The organism is Stenotrophomonas sp. YAU14D1_LEIMI4_1 (assembly GCF_003086815.1).
In the GTDB taxonomy this organism is placed as follows: domain Bacteria; phylum Pseudomonadota; class Gammaproteobacteria; order Xanthomonadales; family Xanthomonadaceae; genus Stenotrophomonas.
In genome coordinates, this window is the sequence record NZ_CP025997.1 from 2,754,096 (window position 1) to 2,767,282 (window position 13,187).

Consider the following 13,187-nt stretch of genomic DNA (forward strand, 5'->3'; position numbering starts at 1 on the left):
TCCCCTCAGAGCAGGCGCAGGCGTTCGATCGCCGCGTCCAGGGTGGCTTCGTTCTTGGCAAAGCACAGGCGCACCAGGCGCTGGCCCACCGGCGCGGTTTCGTAGAACGGCGACAGCGGAATGGCGGTCACGCCCTTTTCAATCGTCAGCCACTTCACGAATTCGTGGTCGGGCAGATCGCTGATGTCCGAATAGTCGACCAGCTGGAAGTAGCCGCCCGGCACCGGCAGCGGCTTCAGGCGCGTGCCGGCCAGCTGTTCGCGGAAGCGATCGCGCTTGGCCTGGTAGAACGCACCCAGTTCCAGGTGGTGTTCCGGCTCGTCGCGGATCATCGCGGCAAACCCATACTGGGCCGGGCCGAAGCTGGTGAAGGTGTTGTACTGGTGCACCTTGCGGAATTCGGCGGTCAGCAGCGGCGGCGCCACCGCGTAGCCGATCTTCCAGCCGGTGCAGTGGTAGGTCTTGCCGAAGCTGGAGATGACGAAGGTGCGCTCGCGCAGTTCCGGGTAACGCAGCGCCGATTCGTGGCGGCGGCCGTCGTAGATGATGTGCTCGTACACCTCATCGGAAATCAGGTAGATCTGCGTACCGCGCAGCAGGTCGGCCAGCGCCTGCATGTCGGCCTCGTCCAGCATGGCGCCGGACGGGTTGTGCGGGGTGTTGACCATCAGCATGCGGGTGCGCGGGGTGATTGCCGCGCGCACGCGGTCCCAGTCCACGGCAAAGGTCTGCGGGTCCAGCGGCACGTGCACGGCGGTGGCGCCGGCCAGCTCGATGGCCGGTTCGTAGCAGTCGTAGGCCGGGTCCAGCACGATCACTTCCTCGCCGGCACGCACCACGGCGTGGATGGCGTTGAAGATGGCCTCGGTGGCACCGCTGGTCACGGTGATCTCGGTGTCCGGGTCGATGGTGGCGCCGTACAGGTCCAGCGACTTCTGCGCGATGGCCTGGCGCAGCGGCGCCACGCCGGTCATCGGCGGGTACTGGTTCAAGCCGGCCGCCATGGCCTTGCTGGTCTCGTCGATCAGCCGCTGCGGTGCGGAGAAGTCCGGGAAGCCCTGGCCCAGGTTGACCGCGCCGTGTTCGGCGGCGAGCTGGGACATGACCGTGAAGATGGTGGTGCCGACCTTGGGCAGCTTGGTGTTCGGTTGCATCGGCCTGGAATATGGGAGAACAAGGCCCGGAAGTGTACGAAATCCACGCCCTGCCTGCGGAACCGGGCCGTTCTTTGCATATTCCACGTCGCCAGCCGCCCTGGTCCGGCGCTACCGGGGCCGCATTCACCGCTACAATTGCCGCCGCACCCCGGCATGAAGATCCCTGGCCCTTGAACACCCCTGCATTGCTGGCCGCCAGCGGCCTGAGCTTCTCCCGCAATGATGAGCCCGTGTTCGGCCCGCTGGACTTCCATGTGGACGCCGGCGAGGCGCTGCTGGTGCAGGGCGGCAACGGCGCCGGCAAGACCACCCTGCTGCGCGTGCTGGCCGGCCTGGCCCGGCCGGGCGCCGGTCAGGTACGCATCGACGGCAAGCAGGCCAGCACGGCCGAGCGCGCGCGCTACGTGGCCTACCTGAGCCACCTGCCCGCGCTGAAGCCGGACCTGGACACGCTGGAAAACCTGCACTTCCTGTGCGGCCTGCATGGGCGGCGTGCGCGGCAGATGCCGGGCAATGCGCTGGCCATCGTCGGCCTGGCCGGTTACGAGGACACCCTGGTGCGGCACCTGTCGGCCGGGCAGAAACGGCGGCTGGCACTGGCCCGCATCTGGCTGTCACCGGCCCCGCTGTGGCTGCTGGACGAGCCCTACGCCAACCTGGACCTGGACGGCATCAACCTGGTCAACCGGATGATTTCGGCGCACCTGCGCAGTGGCGGTGCCGCCCTGGTCACCACCCATGGTGCCTATGCCGCACCGCCGGTACGCACGCGCCTGCTGCAACTGCAGCCGGATCTTGCCCAGGGAGAAGCCGCATGATCGCGCCGGGCACCGAACCGGGTCTGTGGCAGACCGCGCGCGCCCTGGTGGCGCGCGACATGCGCCTGCTGTGGCGCCGCCGTGGCGATGCCCTGCAGCCGCTGCTGTTCGCGCTGCTGGTGGTGGTGCTGTTCGCCCTGGCCCAGGGCCGCGATCCGCAGTCGCTGGCCGCTACGGCCGGTGCCGTGCTGTGGCTGGCGGTTCTGCTGGCCGGGCAACTGGCGCTGGACTCGCTGTTCCGTTCCGATGCCGAAGACGGCTCGCTGGAACAATGGCTGCTGGCCCCGGTGCCGTTGGCCTGGCTGGTATTGGTGCGGGTGCTGGTGCACTGGGCCACCACGGCGCTGCCGCTGATCGTGGTCAGCCCGTTGCTGGCGGAAATGCTGCATCTGCCACATGACCAACTGACGATGTTGCTGGCATCGTTGCTGCTGGGAACACCCGTGTTGAGCCTGATCGGCGGTGTGGTGGCAGCACTGACCGTCGGCATCCGGCGCTCTGGTATTCTCGTGGCGTTGCTGTCGTTGCCGCTGTATGTACCGGTGCTGGTGTTCGGTGCAGGCAGTCTGGCGGCAGCCGGCCGTGGGCAGGATCCAGTCGGTGCGCTGCTGATGCTGGGCGCGGGGCTGGTGGTTGCCCTGGTGCTGGCACCGCTGGCCACGGCCGCGGCCATCCGTATTTCTCTGAGTTGAACGAGCTGAGAGCCAATCCATCCCTGCTGGATAGCCGCCACGCATGAATCCGATCGTCCGCTGGTTCCACCAACTCGGTTCACCTCCGACCTTCGATCGTTTCGCCGCGCGCTGGTCCCGCGTGTTCTACGCCGCAGCGGTACCGGTGCTGCTGATCGGCCTGTGGCAGGGGCTGTTCGTGGCGCCGCCGGAACAGAACCAGCACGATGCCTTCCGCATCATCTACATCCACGTGCCCAGTGCCTGGATGAGCCTGTTCGTGTTCGCGCTGATGGCGGCCTATTCCGCCATCGCACTGATCTGGCGGATCAAGATCTGCGAAATCCTGGCCATGGCCTGTGCGCCGATGGGCGCCGGCTTCACCCTGATCACCCTGCTGACCGGCAGCATCTGGGGAAAAGGCACCTGGGGCACTTGGTGGGACTGGGACCCGCGCATGACCAGTGAGCTGATCCTGCTGTTCCTGTACCTGGGCGTGATCGGGCTGTACCACGCCATCGAGGACCGCCGCAGCGCCGCGCGCGCCGCCGGGCTGCTGGCGATCATCGGCGTGGGCCTGCTGCCGGTCATCCGCTATTCGGTGGACTGGTGGGGGGCACTGCACCAGCGCCAGTCGATCAATGTGTTCGGCGAAAACGCGGTACGCCCGGAACTGATTGCGCCGCTGTGGTGGATGGTGGTGGCCACCAAGCTGTGGTTCGTCGGCTCGCTGCTGGCCAAGGCGCGCGCCGACAACATCGCCCGCGAGGCCGGCAAGGCCTGGATCGGCGAACGCTTCGGCACGCAACCGGCAGCCCGCCACACGGAGCCACGGCCATGACCCACCTGCCCTATCTGATCGCGGCGTTCTCGGTGTTCCTGCTGGTGCTGGGCTGCGATGCGCTGGGTTCCTGGCTGCGCCTGCGCCACGCCCGGCAACAGGCACAACGCCGCCAGCAGCGGTTGCAGGCGCGCAGCAACGGCCCGGCAGCGGCGCCGCTGGCCACCGAGCTCAGCCGATGACGCCGGTGCAGCGACGCCGCATGGTCTGGGTAATGCTGCTGCTGTTGGCATCCGGGCTGGCGACCACCCTGGTGGCCTTCGCCCTGCAGCGCAATATCGCCTATCTCTACACGCCGTCTGAAGTGCTGCGCGGGGATGTCGACGCGCAGTCGCGCTTCCGCCTGGGCGGCATGGTGGTGAAGGGCTCCTTCGATCGCCCCAGTGGTTCGCTGCAGGCACATTTCGTGGTGACCGATGGCGATGCCACGCTGCCGGTCAGCACCGATCGCATCCTGCCGGACATGTTCCGCGAGGGTACCGCCGTGGTCGCCAGCGGCCGCCTGCAGGACGGGGTGTTCGTGGCCGACGAAGTGTTGGCCAAGCACGATGAGAATTACGTGCCCAAGGAAGTGGCCGACAAGATGGGCGATGCCCATCGCAAGCACGACGTGCCGGTAACGGCGCCCGAGGTGCGCTGAGTGCTGCCGGGAGTGCTGCCAGAACTGGGTCAGATCCTGCTGTTGTGTGCGTTGCTGGCGGCGCTGCTGCAGGCCGGCCTGCCGCTGGCCGGCGCGCAGCGCGGCAACAGCGCCTGGATGGCCACCGCACGCCCGGCCGCCTTCGCCCAGCTGCTGCTGGTGGCCGCTGCCTTCGCGGTGCTGACGGCGGCCTTCGTGCAGCAGGACTTTTCGGTGCGCTACGTGGCCGAAAATTCCAATTCGCTGCTGCCGCTGATCTACCGCTATTCGGCGGTGTGGGGCGCGCACGAGGGTTCGCTGCTGATGTGGGCACTGGTGCTGGCGCTGTGGACCGGTGCCGTGGCGCTGTTCTCGCGGCAGTTGCCGGCCCCGGTGCAGGCCCGCGTGCTGGCGGTGATGGGCGTGGTCAGCGTCGGCTTCCTGGCCTTCCTGATCTTCACCTCCAACCCGTTCCTGCGCCTGAACCCGGCGCCGCTGGAAGGCCGCGACCTGAATCCGCTGCTGCAGGACCCGGGCCTGATCATCCACCCTCCGATGCTGTACCTGGGCTACGTCGGGTTTTCGGTGCCCTTCGCCTTCGCCGTCGCCGCGCTGCTGGAAGGCCGCGTGGATGCACGCTGGCAGCGCTGGACGCGGCCGTGGACCAACGTGGCGTGGGGCTTTTTGACCCTGGGCATCGCACTGGGCAGCTGGTGGGCGTATTACGAGCTGGGCTGGGGCGGCTGGTGGTTCTGGGACCCGGTGGAGAACGCCAGTTTCATGCCGTGGCTGGTCGGCGCCGCACTGATCCATTCGCAGGCCGTCACTGAAAAGCGCGGCACCTTCGGCAGCTGGACCCTGCTGCTGGCCATCGCCGCCTTCGCGCTGTCCCTGCTGGGCACCTTCCTGGTGCGCTCGGGCGTGCTGACCAGCGTGCATTCGTTCGCCGCCGACCCGTCGCGTGGCCTGTTCATCCTGATCTTCCTGTCGCTGCTGGTCGGTGGCAGCCTGCTGCTGTACGCGCTGCGTGCCGGCCGTCTGGGCATGGACAGCGATGATCCACGCCGCGGCTTCACCGCCACCTCGCGCGAGACCCTGCTGCTGGGCAACAACCTGTTGCTGGCCACGGCCTGCGCCATGGTGCTGCTGGGCACCCTGTACCCGCTGCTGGCCGATGCCTTGTCGCTGGGCAAGATTTCGGTCGGCCCACCGTACTTCGGCAGCCTGTTCCTGCTGCTGATGGCGCCGCTGGTGCTGCTGCTGCCGTTCGGGCCGCTGGTGAAGTGGCAACGCGACCAGCCCTCGCGCGCCTTGGCCCTGCTGGCGCCGTGGATGGGGCTGGCCATCGTGCTGGGTGCGCTGGCGTGGTGGCAGGCGCCGCAGAATGGCTGGAAGGCAGGGCTGGGCGTCGCGGCCGCGGCCTGGGTCGGCCTGGGCACCGCCCGCTTCGTCTGGCAGCGGCTGCGCGGCAATGGCCGCTTCACCGCCGAAATGCTCGGCATGATCGTGGCCCATGGCGGCATGGCAGTGTTCCTGGCCGGGGCGCTGCTGGTGGAAGCACTGAACGTGCAGCGCGAAGTGGCGCTGGCGCCGGGGCAGCAGCTGGTCGTCGGCCGCTACGAAGTCCGCTTCGAAGGCGTGGACCACCGCGAAGGCCCCAATTTCGTGGCCGACCGTGGCCACCTGCGGGTGTTCCGCAACGGCCGCGAGCAGGCCCTGCTGCACCCGGAAAAACGCCAGTACGCCAGCGGCGGCCAGGTGATGACCGAGGCCGGCATCGATGCACGCCTGAACGGTGATGTCTACGTGGCATTGGGCGAGCCGCTGGGCAACAATGCGTGGGCGGTACGGGTGCACATCAAACCGTTCGTGCGCTGGATCTGGCTGGGCGCACTGCTGATGGCACTGGGCGGATTCATCACCGCCGCCGACCGCCGTTTCCGTCGTCCGTAGGAGTTTTCATGTCGTCGTCCCCTGCCTCGCGTCCATCGCGCCCGCTGCCCCCCATCGCCATCGTCATCGGCGTGCTGTTCTTCTTCGGCCTGCTGGGGTTGATGGTGTACGGGGTGATGAAGTCGGGGGATCCGCAGCGCGACGTGCTGCCTTCCGCGCTGATCGACAAGCCGGCCCCCGCCTTCGCGCTGCCGGTGCTGCACGACCCCGGCATGACCGTGCGCAGCGAAGAGCTGCGCGGTGCGCCCTACCTGCTGAACGTGTGGGGCAGCTGGTGCGCGGCCTGCCGCGAGGAACACCCGGTGCTGACCCGCTTCGCCGAAAGCAAGCGCGTGCGCGTGATCGGCTACAACTGGAAGGACGAGCCCACCGATGCGCTGCACTGGCTGGAGACATTGGGCAACCCGTTCATGGTGGTGCTCAGTGACATGGAAGGCCGTACCGCGATCGACTGGGGCGTTACCGCCGCGCCGGAAACCTTCCTGGTCGATGGCAGTGGCATCGTGCGCTGGAAGTACAGCGGCGCGATGACCCAGCAGGTGGTGGACGAAAAGCTGATTCCCGCGCTGCAGAAGATCGAAAAGGCCCAGGGCCATGCCGATACCGGCCTGCACGGCAATCCGTAACGCGCTGCTGGCGCTGCTGCTGTGCGCGGCGCTGCCCGCACTGGCGCAGCAGCCGCTGCACGACCCACGGCCGCTCGCCTTCCGCAGCGCGGCCGAAGAGGCCCGCTTCCACGACCTGGCCGCGCAGCTGCGCTGCGTACAGTGCCAGAACCAGTCGCTGGCCGATTCCAACGCACAGATCGCCCAGGACCTGCGCCGTGAAGTGCTGCAGCTGATGCAGCAGGGCCACGACGATGCTCAGATCAAACAGTTCATGGTCGCCCGCTACGGCGAATTCGTGCTGTACCAGCCGCCGCTGCAGCCGGGTACCTGGCTGCTGTGGGGCGGGCCGTTGCTGATCCTTGGCGGTGGTGCCCTGCTGGTGCTGGGCATCGTGCGCCGGCGCGGCCGCACGCTGGCACCGGCAGCGGCCGACCGCAACGCCGATGAAGGAGATGGCTGGTGAGCTACACACTGCCCGTGCTGGCCGGCCTGGTGGCCGCGGTGATGGCCGCGCTGGTGCTGTGGCCGCTGCGCCGGCAGGGGCGCCGCGGTTTCGTACTGGGCGTGTTCGCGCTGGGCGTGGCCGGTGCCTGCCTGTACCTGCTGGTGGGCGACCCGCGCGCAGCGCAGGTGCAGCCGGCGCCGTCGGTGGCGACCCTGCGCGACGGTGTAACGGCGCTGCAGCAGGCCCTTGATCGCGATCCGCAACGCGCCGATGGCTGGGCGCTGCTGGGCCGTTCACAGACCGAACTGGGCGATGCACAGGCGGCGGCCGATGCCTTTGCACGTGCCGCAGCATTGGCACCGGACGATGCAGGCGTGCTGGTGGAAGCGGCGCAGGCGCGCGCGCAGGCCGATGCCGGCAAGCAGTTCGATGACACCGCCATGGCGTGGTTGCAGCAGGCGCGGCGGGTGGCACCGCAGGCCGAGCGGGCCAGCTGGCTGCTGGGCATTGCCCTGCGCCAGCGCGGCCGCAATGCCGAAGCGGCCGAGATCTGGAGCAGCCTGCTGCCGCAGCTGGAACCGGGCGCCGCGCAGGCCCTGCAGGCGCAGATTGCGATTGCCCGCGAAGCCGCGGGACAGTCAGTCGATCCTTCCACCACGGCGGCACCGGCGTTGCTGCAGCTGCAGGTGCAGCTGCCCGACGCGGTGAAGCACGGCGACTGGCCGGCCAGTGCGCAGGTGTTCGTGCTGGCCCGCGCCGTGGGCGGCCCGCCAATGCCGGTGGCGGCGCGCAAGCTGCCGTTGACCGCCTTCCCGGCCACGGTCGGTCTGGGCGACGCTGACAGCCCGATGCCGACCGCACCGCTGTCGGCGCACCGCGAGGTGGAGGTGCTGGCGCGCATTTCACGCAGCGGCAGCGCCAACCGTGGCGAAGGCGACCTGCAGAGCGAGGCGGTGCGGGTAACGCTGCCGCATGACGGCGTGGTGGAACTGCGGTTCCCGTAGTTCGCGCACCGCTGCGCTCGCCGGGCCGCATGACCGGTAGCGCCGGGCCATGCCCGGCGGCTTTGCGCGCATGCCGTCCATGGAAACCAGCGTGCCGCCAGCTCCACGGGCCGCCCCGCTAGAATGGCGCCATGACTGAATTCATTCCGCCCGGCACCCGCTTCCATGCCCTGCCCTCGCCGTTCCCGTTCAAGCGCGGTGGCGCCCTGCACGGCGCGCGCGTGGCCTACGAGACCTGGGGCACGCTGGCCGCCGACGGCCGCAACGCGATCCTGATCGTCACCGGGCTGTCGCCCGATGCCCACGCGGCGGCCAATGACGACAACCCGGCCCCGGGCTGGTGGGAAGCGATGGTCGGCGCGGGCAAGCCGATCGACACCGACCGCTGGTTCGTGGTCTGCGTGAACTCGCTGGGCAGCTGCAAGGGCTCTACCGGCCCGGCCTCGTTGAATCCGGCCACTGGCGAGCCCTATCGCCTCGACTTCCCGGAACTGTCGGTGGAAGACGGTGCGCGCGCAGCCATCGAGGTCGTGCATGCGCTGGGCATCGAACAGCTGGCCTGCGTGATCGGCAATTCGATGGGCGGCATGACCGCGCTGGCGGTGCTGATGCTGCAGCCGGGCATCGCCCGCAGCCACATCAACATTTCCGGCAGCGCGCAGGCGTTGCCGTTCTCCATCGCCATCCGTTCACTGCAGCGCGAAGCCATCCGCCTGGACCCGCAGTGGAACGGCGGCCGCTACGACGATGCGCACTACCCAGAATCGGGCATGCGCATGGCGCGCAAGCTCGGGGTGATCACCTATCGTTCGGCGCTGGAATGGGATGGCCGCTTCGGACGCGTGCGACTGGATTCGGACCAGACCGACGACGATCCGTTCGGCCTGGAATTCCAGGTGGAAAGCTATCTGGAAGGCCACGCACGGCGCTTCGTGCGCTTCTTCGATCCCAACTGCTACCTGTACCTGAGTCGTTCGATGGACTGGTTCGACCTGGCCGAGTATGCCGACGGTGACGTGCTGGCCGGGCTGGCGAAGATCCGTGTCGAAAAGGCGCTGGCCATCGGCGCCAACACCGACATCCTGTTCCCGGTGCAGCAGCAGCAACAGGTGGCCGACGGCCTGCGTGCCGGTGGCGCCGACGCGCGCTTCATCGGCCTGGACTCGCCGCAGGGGCACGACGCATTCCTCGTCGATTTCGATCGCTTCGGCCCGGCCGTGCGCGGTTTCCTCGACGGACTGTAAGTGGCCTGGCGGCGCAACCTCGCGCTGGCCGCGTTCGGCGCGCTCATCGCGTTGACGGTCAGTGGCGTGCTGCCGCTGTGGCTGGTCGGCTGGTGCGTGCTGGCCAGCGTGGTGTCGTTCGGGCTGTACGGGCATGACAAGCGGGCGGCACAGCGCAAGCAGTGGCGCATTCCCGAACGCACGTTGCAGCTTCTGGCGTTCGCCGGTGGCTGGCCCGGTGCGCTGCTGGGCCAGGCGCTGTTCCGGCACAAGCACCGCAAGGCGGAATTCCAGTGGGTGTTCTGGCTGTGCGTGGTGGCGAACGTGGCCTCGATCGCGGTGATGCTGCGCGAATTTTCGCGCTGAGCCCCCGCCGGGCATGGCCCGGCGCGACCACCGCGATTAGGTTTCGCGCACCACTACGCCATCTCGCAGGCGGTACTGCGCATCCACCACGCCGTCCGGCAGGTCGTCGTGGGTGATCACCAGCAGGCTGCGGCCGTCCAGCAGCGCCGGCAGGTCGCGCAGCAACGCGTGCGCGGTATCCACGTCCAGCCCTTCGGTAGGTTCGTCCAGCACCAGGATGGGCGCATTGCGCAACAGCGCGCGCGCCAGCGCAAGGCGACGTGCCTGCCCCGCCGACATCGTCGCGCCGTTCTCGCCCACCCAGGCGTCCAGGCCGCCGTTGCGCTCGGCCCACTCGCCCAGCCGCACCCGGCGCAGCACGGCCCACAGCGTGGCATCGCTGGCATCCGGGTCGCCCAGGCGCAGGTTGTCGGCCACGCTGCCGGCAAAGACCGGCGCGTTCTGCGGCAGCCAGGCCAGTTGCCGGTGCCAATCGGCCTGGGCGAACGTGCGCAGGTCCTGGCCGCCATAGCTCAAGCGCCCCTGCTGCGGGTCCCACAAGCGCAGCAGCAGGCTGGACAGGGTGGTCTTGCCGCAACCGCTGTCACCACGGATCGCGATGCGTTCACCCGGGGCCAAGCGCAGCTGCAGCCCGCACAGCACCGGCCGCGCCGCGCCCGGCCACTGGAAATGCACGTCATCCCACTGCACCGCCGATGCCTGCGGCACCGGCTGCGGCGCTTGCGGCTCGTCCACGGCGGCGGGTTGTTCGACGATGGCCTGCAGACGCTCGGCCGCAATGCGGCCAGACTGCAGCGATTGCCAGGCCAGGCCCATGCCGGCCCACAGCTCGATCAGCGCCACGGTCAGGAACACCAGGCCTGCGGCCATTTCCGCAGCAATACGCTGCTGTTCGGCCGCGTGCAGGGCCAGCGCCAACATGCCGACCAGGCCCAGCCCGGCCACCGCGCCGTGCAGGGTGGACGCTGCAATCAGGCGCCAGCGCCGGCGCCGATCGCGCGCCGCCAGTTGCTTGGCTGCAACGCGCACCTTCAACTGCCACGCGGTAGCCGCATGCAGGGCCGCAAGGTCACCCGCGCCTTCCAGCCCTTCGAACGCAGCGGTGCGCAACGCGGCGCGATGCGCAGCACGGTCGGCTTCTTCGGCATCGCGCCCGCGCACGCCCAGCCACGGCACGCCGAAGCCGATCAGCAGCGCCAGCACGGCCAGCAGCACGGCCGCCGCGGGCAGGATCAGCGCTGCCGATGCGATGGCCACCAGTGACAGCGCAGCGAGCGCGAACAGGGGCCCGAGCGCGCGCACCAGCAGTCCATCGACCTCGCCGATGTCACCCAGCAGGCGTGCCAGCAGTTCACCGGTACGGGTGGCCCCCAGCCGCGCCGGTGCCAGCGGCAGCGCACGGCGGAAGAACCACACGCGCAGGTCGCGCGCGATGCGCAGGGTCGCATCGTGGCCTATCAGCTTTTCGAAGTAGCGCGAGACGATGCGCGCCATGGTCAGCCCGCGGATGCCGGCCGACGGCGAGAAGAAATTGAAGCCCTGTGCCAGCCCTGCGGCACCGGCCAGCGCCGCGGCGGTCAGGAAGCCACCGGACAGCCCCAGCAGCGCGGTGCCGGCCAGCATCGTGATCCACAACAGCAGCACGGTCAGCAGCAGCCGTGGACGGTGGCGCATGAAGACCGCGCGCAGCGAATCGGGCGAGCGGCTCATGCGCGCACCGCCTGCGCCGGGTCCACCAGGCGGCCCTCGGGCAGCAGCAGGCAGCGATCGGCCCAGGCGATCACCGCCGGGCTGTGGGTGGCCACCACCACGGCGCGGCCGCGCGCGTAGGCGGCCAGGCTGCGCAGCAGTGCGGCCTCGGTGTCGGCATCCAGGAACGCAGTGGGCTCGTCCAGCAGCAGCACCTGCGGATCGCGAAGCAACAACCGCGCCAGGCCGATGCGCCGCGCCTCGCCACCAGACAGGCCGAAGCCGCGCTCACCGATCATCGTGTCCAGGCCCTGCGGCAGGCGCTGGGCGAACTGCAACACCTGGGCCGCTTCGGCCACCGCGCGCAACCGTGCATCACTGGCACCGGGATCGGCCAGGCGCAGGTTATCGGCAATCGACCCATGGAACAGGTACGGGCGCTGGCTGGCGTAGGCCACCTGCACGCCGGGGCGCACCTGCACGCGTCCTTCGCGCGGCGGCAGCCAGCCCGCCAGTGCCTCCAGCAGCGTGCTCTTGCCCGAACCACTGGGGCCAATCAGGGCCAGGCGTTGGCCGGGTTCCAGGCGTACATCCAGCCCACTCAGCACATCCTGCGGTGCGCCCAAGGGCCGCAGCACCAGGCCCTGCGCCTGCAGCGGCGGCAACGCGGCCTCGGCCGGTTCGGGCGCGCGCGTGGCCATGCCTTCCTCTGGCAGCGCCGCCTCTTCAGGCAATGCGTGCAGCAGACGTTCCACTTCGGCGGCAGCGGCCAGCGCGTTGGCGCGGTCGTGGTAATGGGCCGCCAACCGCCGCAGCGGCGCGTAGAATTCCGGCGCCAGCAGCAGGCAGAACAGCCCCGCACCCAATGTCGGCACCGTGGCGTGCAGCGACATCAGGCCCAGGTAGCTCAGCCCCAGGTAGAGCGCCACCATCGCCACGCTTACCGAGGCGAAGAATTCCAGCACGGTGGACGACAGGAAGGCGATGCGCAGCACCTTCAGCGTACGCACGCGCACCCCTTCGGCGGCCGCTTCCACACCGGCCAGTTCAGCATCGCCGCGGCCGTACAGGCGCAGCAGGCCCAGCCCCTTGATGCGATCGGCGAAGTGCCCGCTCATGCGCGCCAGTTCACCCAGTTGCGCGCGACCGGCGGCTTCGGCACCCCAGCCGACCAGCATCATGAAGAACGGCACCAGCGGCGCGGTGAACAGCAGGATCAGCGCCACCACCCAGTCCACCCAGGCCACCGCCGCCAGGATCAGCAGCGGCACCACCACCACTTCGGTGCGTACCGGCAGGAACCCGCTGTAATAGTTCTCAATCGCATCGCCGTGATGCAGCATCAGTTCGCCCAGCTCGCCGGTACGACGCTGCCGCAGCCACAGCGGGCCCTGCCCCAGCAGCCGTGCGAACACGCGCTCACGCAGGGCCAAACGCGCGGCGTCGGCCACGTCGCCTGCCGCAGCCTGGCTGGCGCCGCCCAGTGCGGTGCGCAGCAGCAGGATGACCACCAGCCCGGCCAGCACTGGCAGCGCCGACGACAGCGGCGCACGCTGCACCAGCACGTGCTGCACCAGCCAGGCGATGGCCGCGGCCTGGCCGATCAGCAACGCGCCGGACAGGCCCAGGCACAGCCCCGCCAGGCGCTGGCGGCCCCGCGCCACGCGTGCCAGATCAGCCAGCCAGGCCGTACGGGTACGACGCTGCAGGGCCGATTCGGCGTGCGGGTCGGTGGCAACAACGGAAGATTCGGCAGCGCTCAAGGGGGTCACGGGCAACAGGGCATGGCCGGC

Annotated in this window: 14 protein-coding genes; 11 read left to right on the forward strand and 3 right to left on the reverse strand. The window is 69.4% G+C overall.

The features are described from left to right. Nucleotides 1–5 precede the first annotated feature (5 nt). Nucleotides 6–1,154, reverse strand: coding sequence for a pyridoxal phosphate-dependent aminotransferase (locus C1932_RS12890; protein WP_108753604.1), 1,149 nt, complete (start codon nt 1,152–1,154; stop codon nt 6–8). 173 nt (nt 1,155–1,327) lie between these two features. Between C1932_RS12890 and ccmA the strand changes: the two genes are divergently transcribed. The 11 genes from ccmA to C1932_RS12945 all read left to right on the forward strand — a co-directional run bounded on the left by ccmA (nt 1,328) and on the right by C1932_RS12945 (nt 9,705). Beyond that, nucleotides 1,328–1,975, forward strand: coding sequence for a heme ABC exporter ATP-binding protein CcmA (gene ccmA, locus C1932_RS12895; protein WP_108753605.1), 648 nt, complete (start codon nt 1,328–1,330; stop codon nt 1,973–1,975). After that, nucleotides 1,972–2,667: a heme exporter protein CcmB gene (gene ccmB, locus C1932_RS12900; RefSeq protein ID WP_108762446.1), complete on the forward strand. Its 696-nt coding sequence runs from the start codon at nt 1,972–1,974 to the stop codon at nt 2,665–2,667. The genes ccmA and ccmB overlap by 4 nt, the downstream gene beginning before the upstream one ends. Before the next feature lie 43 nt (nt 2,668–2,710). Beyond that, nucleotides 2,711–3,487, forward strand: a complete 777-nt coding sequence (gene ccmC, locus C1932_RS12905; protein ID WP_108762447.1) for a heme ABC transporter permease CcmC — start codon at nt 2,711–2,713, stop codon at nt 3,485–3,487. After that, on the forward strand, nt 3,484–3,669 hold the full coding sequence (gene ccmD, locus C1932_RS12910; protein WP_108753608.1) for a heme exporter protein CcmD: 186 nt from the start codon (nt 3,484–3,486) through the stop codon (nt 3,667–3,669). Before ccmC ends, ccmD begins: the two co-directional genes overlap by 4 nt. After that, nucleotides 3,666–4,127: a cytochrome c maturation protein CcmE gene (ccmE, locus tag C1932_RS12915; protein ID WP_108750109.1), complete on the forward strand. Its 462-nt coding sequence runs from the start codon at nt 3,666–3,668 to the stop codon at nt 4,125–4,127. Before ccmD ends, ccmE begins: the two co-directional genes overlap by 4 nt. 12 nt (nt 4,128–4,139) lie before the next feature. Further along, nucleotides 4,140–6,059: a heme lyase CcmF/NrfE family subunit gene (locus tag C1932_RS12920; protein WP_108750110.1), complete on the forward strand. Its 1,920-nt coding sequence runs from the start codon at nt 4,140–4,142 to the stop codon at nt 6,057–6,059. An 8-nt stretch (nt 6,060–6,067) separates the two neighbouring features. Further along, a complete protein-coding gene (locus tag C1932_RS12925; RefSeq protein ID WP_108762448.1) occupies nt 6,068–6,685 on the forward strand; it encodes a DsbE family thiol:disulfide interchange protein in 618 nt (205 codons plus the stop codon). Beyond that, entirely contained in the window at nt 6,654–7,130 is a 477-nt protein-coding gene (locus tag C1932_RS12930) for a cytochrome c-type biogenesis protein (RefSeq protein WP_108762449.1), read from the forward strand. The genes C1932_RS12925 and C1932_RS12930 overlap by 32 nt, the downstream gene beginning before the upstream one ends. Then, nucleotides 7,124–8,116 carry a tetratricopeptide repeat protein gene (locus C1932_RS12935; protein ID WP_108762450.1) on the forward strand — a complete coding sequence of 331 codons (993 nt, stop codon included), beginning with the start codon at nt 7,124–7,126 and terminating at the stop codon, nt 8,114–8,116. Before C1932_RS12930 ends, C1932_RS12935 begins: the two co-directional genes overlap by 7 nt. 131 nt (nt 8,117–8,247) lie before the next feature. Next, nucleotides 8,248–9,360 carry a homoserine O-acetyltransferase gene (locus tag C1932_RS12940; protein ID WP_108762451.1) on the forward strand — a complete coding sequence of 371 codons (1,113 nt, stop codon included), beginning with the start codon at nt 8,248–8,250 and terminating at the stop codon, nt 9,358–9,360. Beyond that, nucleotides 9,361–9,705 (forward strand): DUF1294 domain-containing protein, encoded by a 345-nt coding sequence (locus tag C1932_RS12945; RefSeq protein ID WP_108762452.1) that lies wholly within the window; start codon nt 9,361–9,363, stop codon nt 9,703–9,705. Nucleotides 9,706–9,741: 36 nt separating this feature from the next. On the opposite strand, the gene cydC is transcribed toward C1932_RS12945, so the two are convergent. Further along, entirely contained in the window at nt 9,742–11,415 is a 1,674-nt protein-coding gene (cydC, locus tag C1932_RS12950) for a thiol reductant ABC exporter subunit CydC (protein ID WP_108762453.1), read from the reverse strand. Beyond that, nucleotides 11,412–13,157, reverse strand: coding sequence for a thiol reductant ABC exporter subunit CydD (gene cydD, locus C1932_RS12955; protein ID WP_108763444.1), 1,746 nt, complete (start codon nt 13,155–13,157; stop codon nt 11,412–11,414). The genes cydC and cydD overlap by 4 nt, the downstream gene beginning before the upstream one ends. Between the last annotated feature and the right edge of the window lie 30 nt (nt 13,158–13,187).

Bases quoted from the DNA above. Each gene is read 5' to 3' on its own strand.
- C1932_RS12930 (WP_108762449.1), top strand. From the start codon at position 6,654: ATGCCGATACCGGCCTGCACGGCAATCCGTAACGCGCTGCTGGCGCTG.
- C1932_RS12890 (WP_108753604.1), bottom strand. From the start codon at position 1,154: ATGCAACCGAACACCAAGCTGCCCAAGGTCGGCACCACCATCTTCACG.
- C1932_RS12940 (WP_108762451.1), top strand. From the start codon at position 8,248: ATGACTGAATTCATTCCGCCCGGCACCCGCTTCCATGCCCTGCCCTCG.
- cydC (WP_108762453.1), bottom strand. From the start codon at position 11,415: ATGAGCCGCTCGCCCGATTCGCTGCGCGCGGTCTTCATGCGCCACCGT.
- ccmE (WP_108750109.1), top strand. From the start codon at position 3,666: ATGACGCCGGTGCAGCGACGCCGCATGGTCTGGGTAATGCTGCTGCTG.
- ccmC (WP_108762447.1), top strand. From the start codon at position 2,711: ATGAATCCGATCGTCCGCTGGTTCCACCAACTCGGTTCACCTCCGACC.
- C1932_RS12925 (WP_108762448.1), top strand. From the start codon at position 6,068: ATGTCGTCGTCCCCTGCCTCGCGTCCATCGCGCCCGCTGCCCCCCATC.
- ccmB (WP_108762446.1), top strand. From the start codon at position 1,972: ATGATCGCGCCGGGCACCGAACCGGGTCTGTGGCAGACCGCGCGCGCC.
- ccmD (WP_108753608.1), top strand. From the start codon at position 3,484: ATGACCCACCTGCCCTATCTGATCGCGGCGTTCTCGGTGTTCCTGCTG.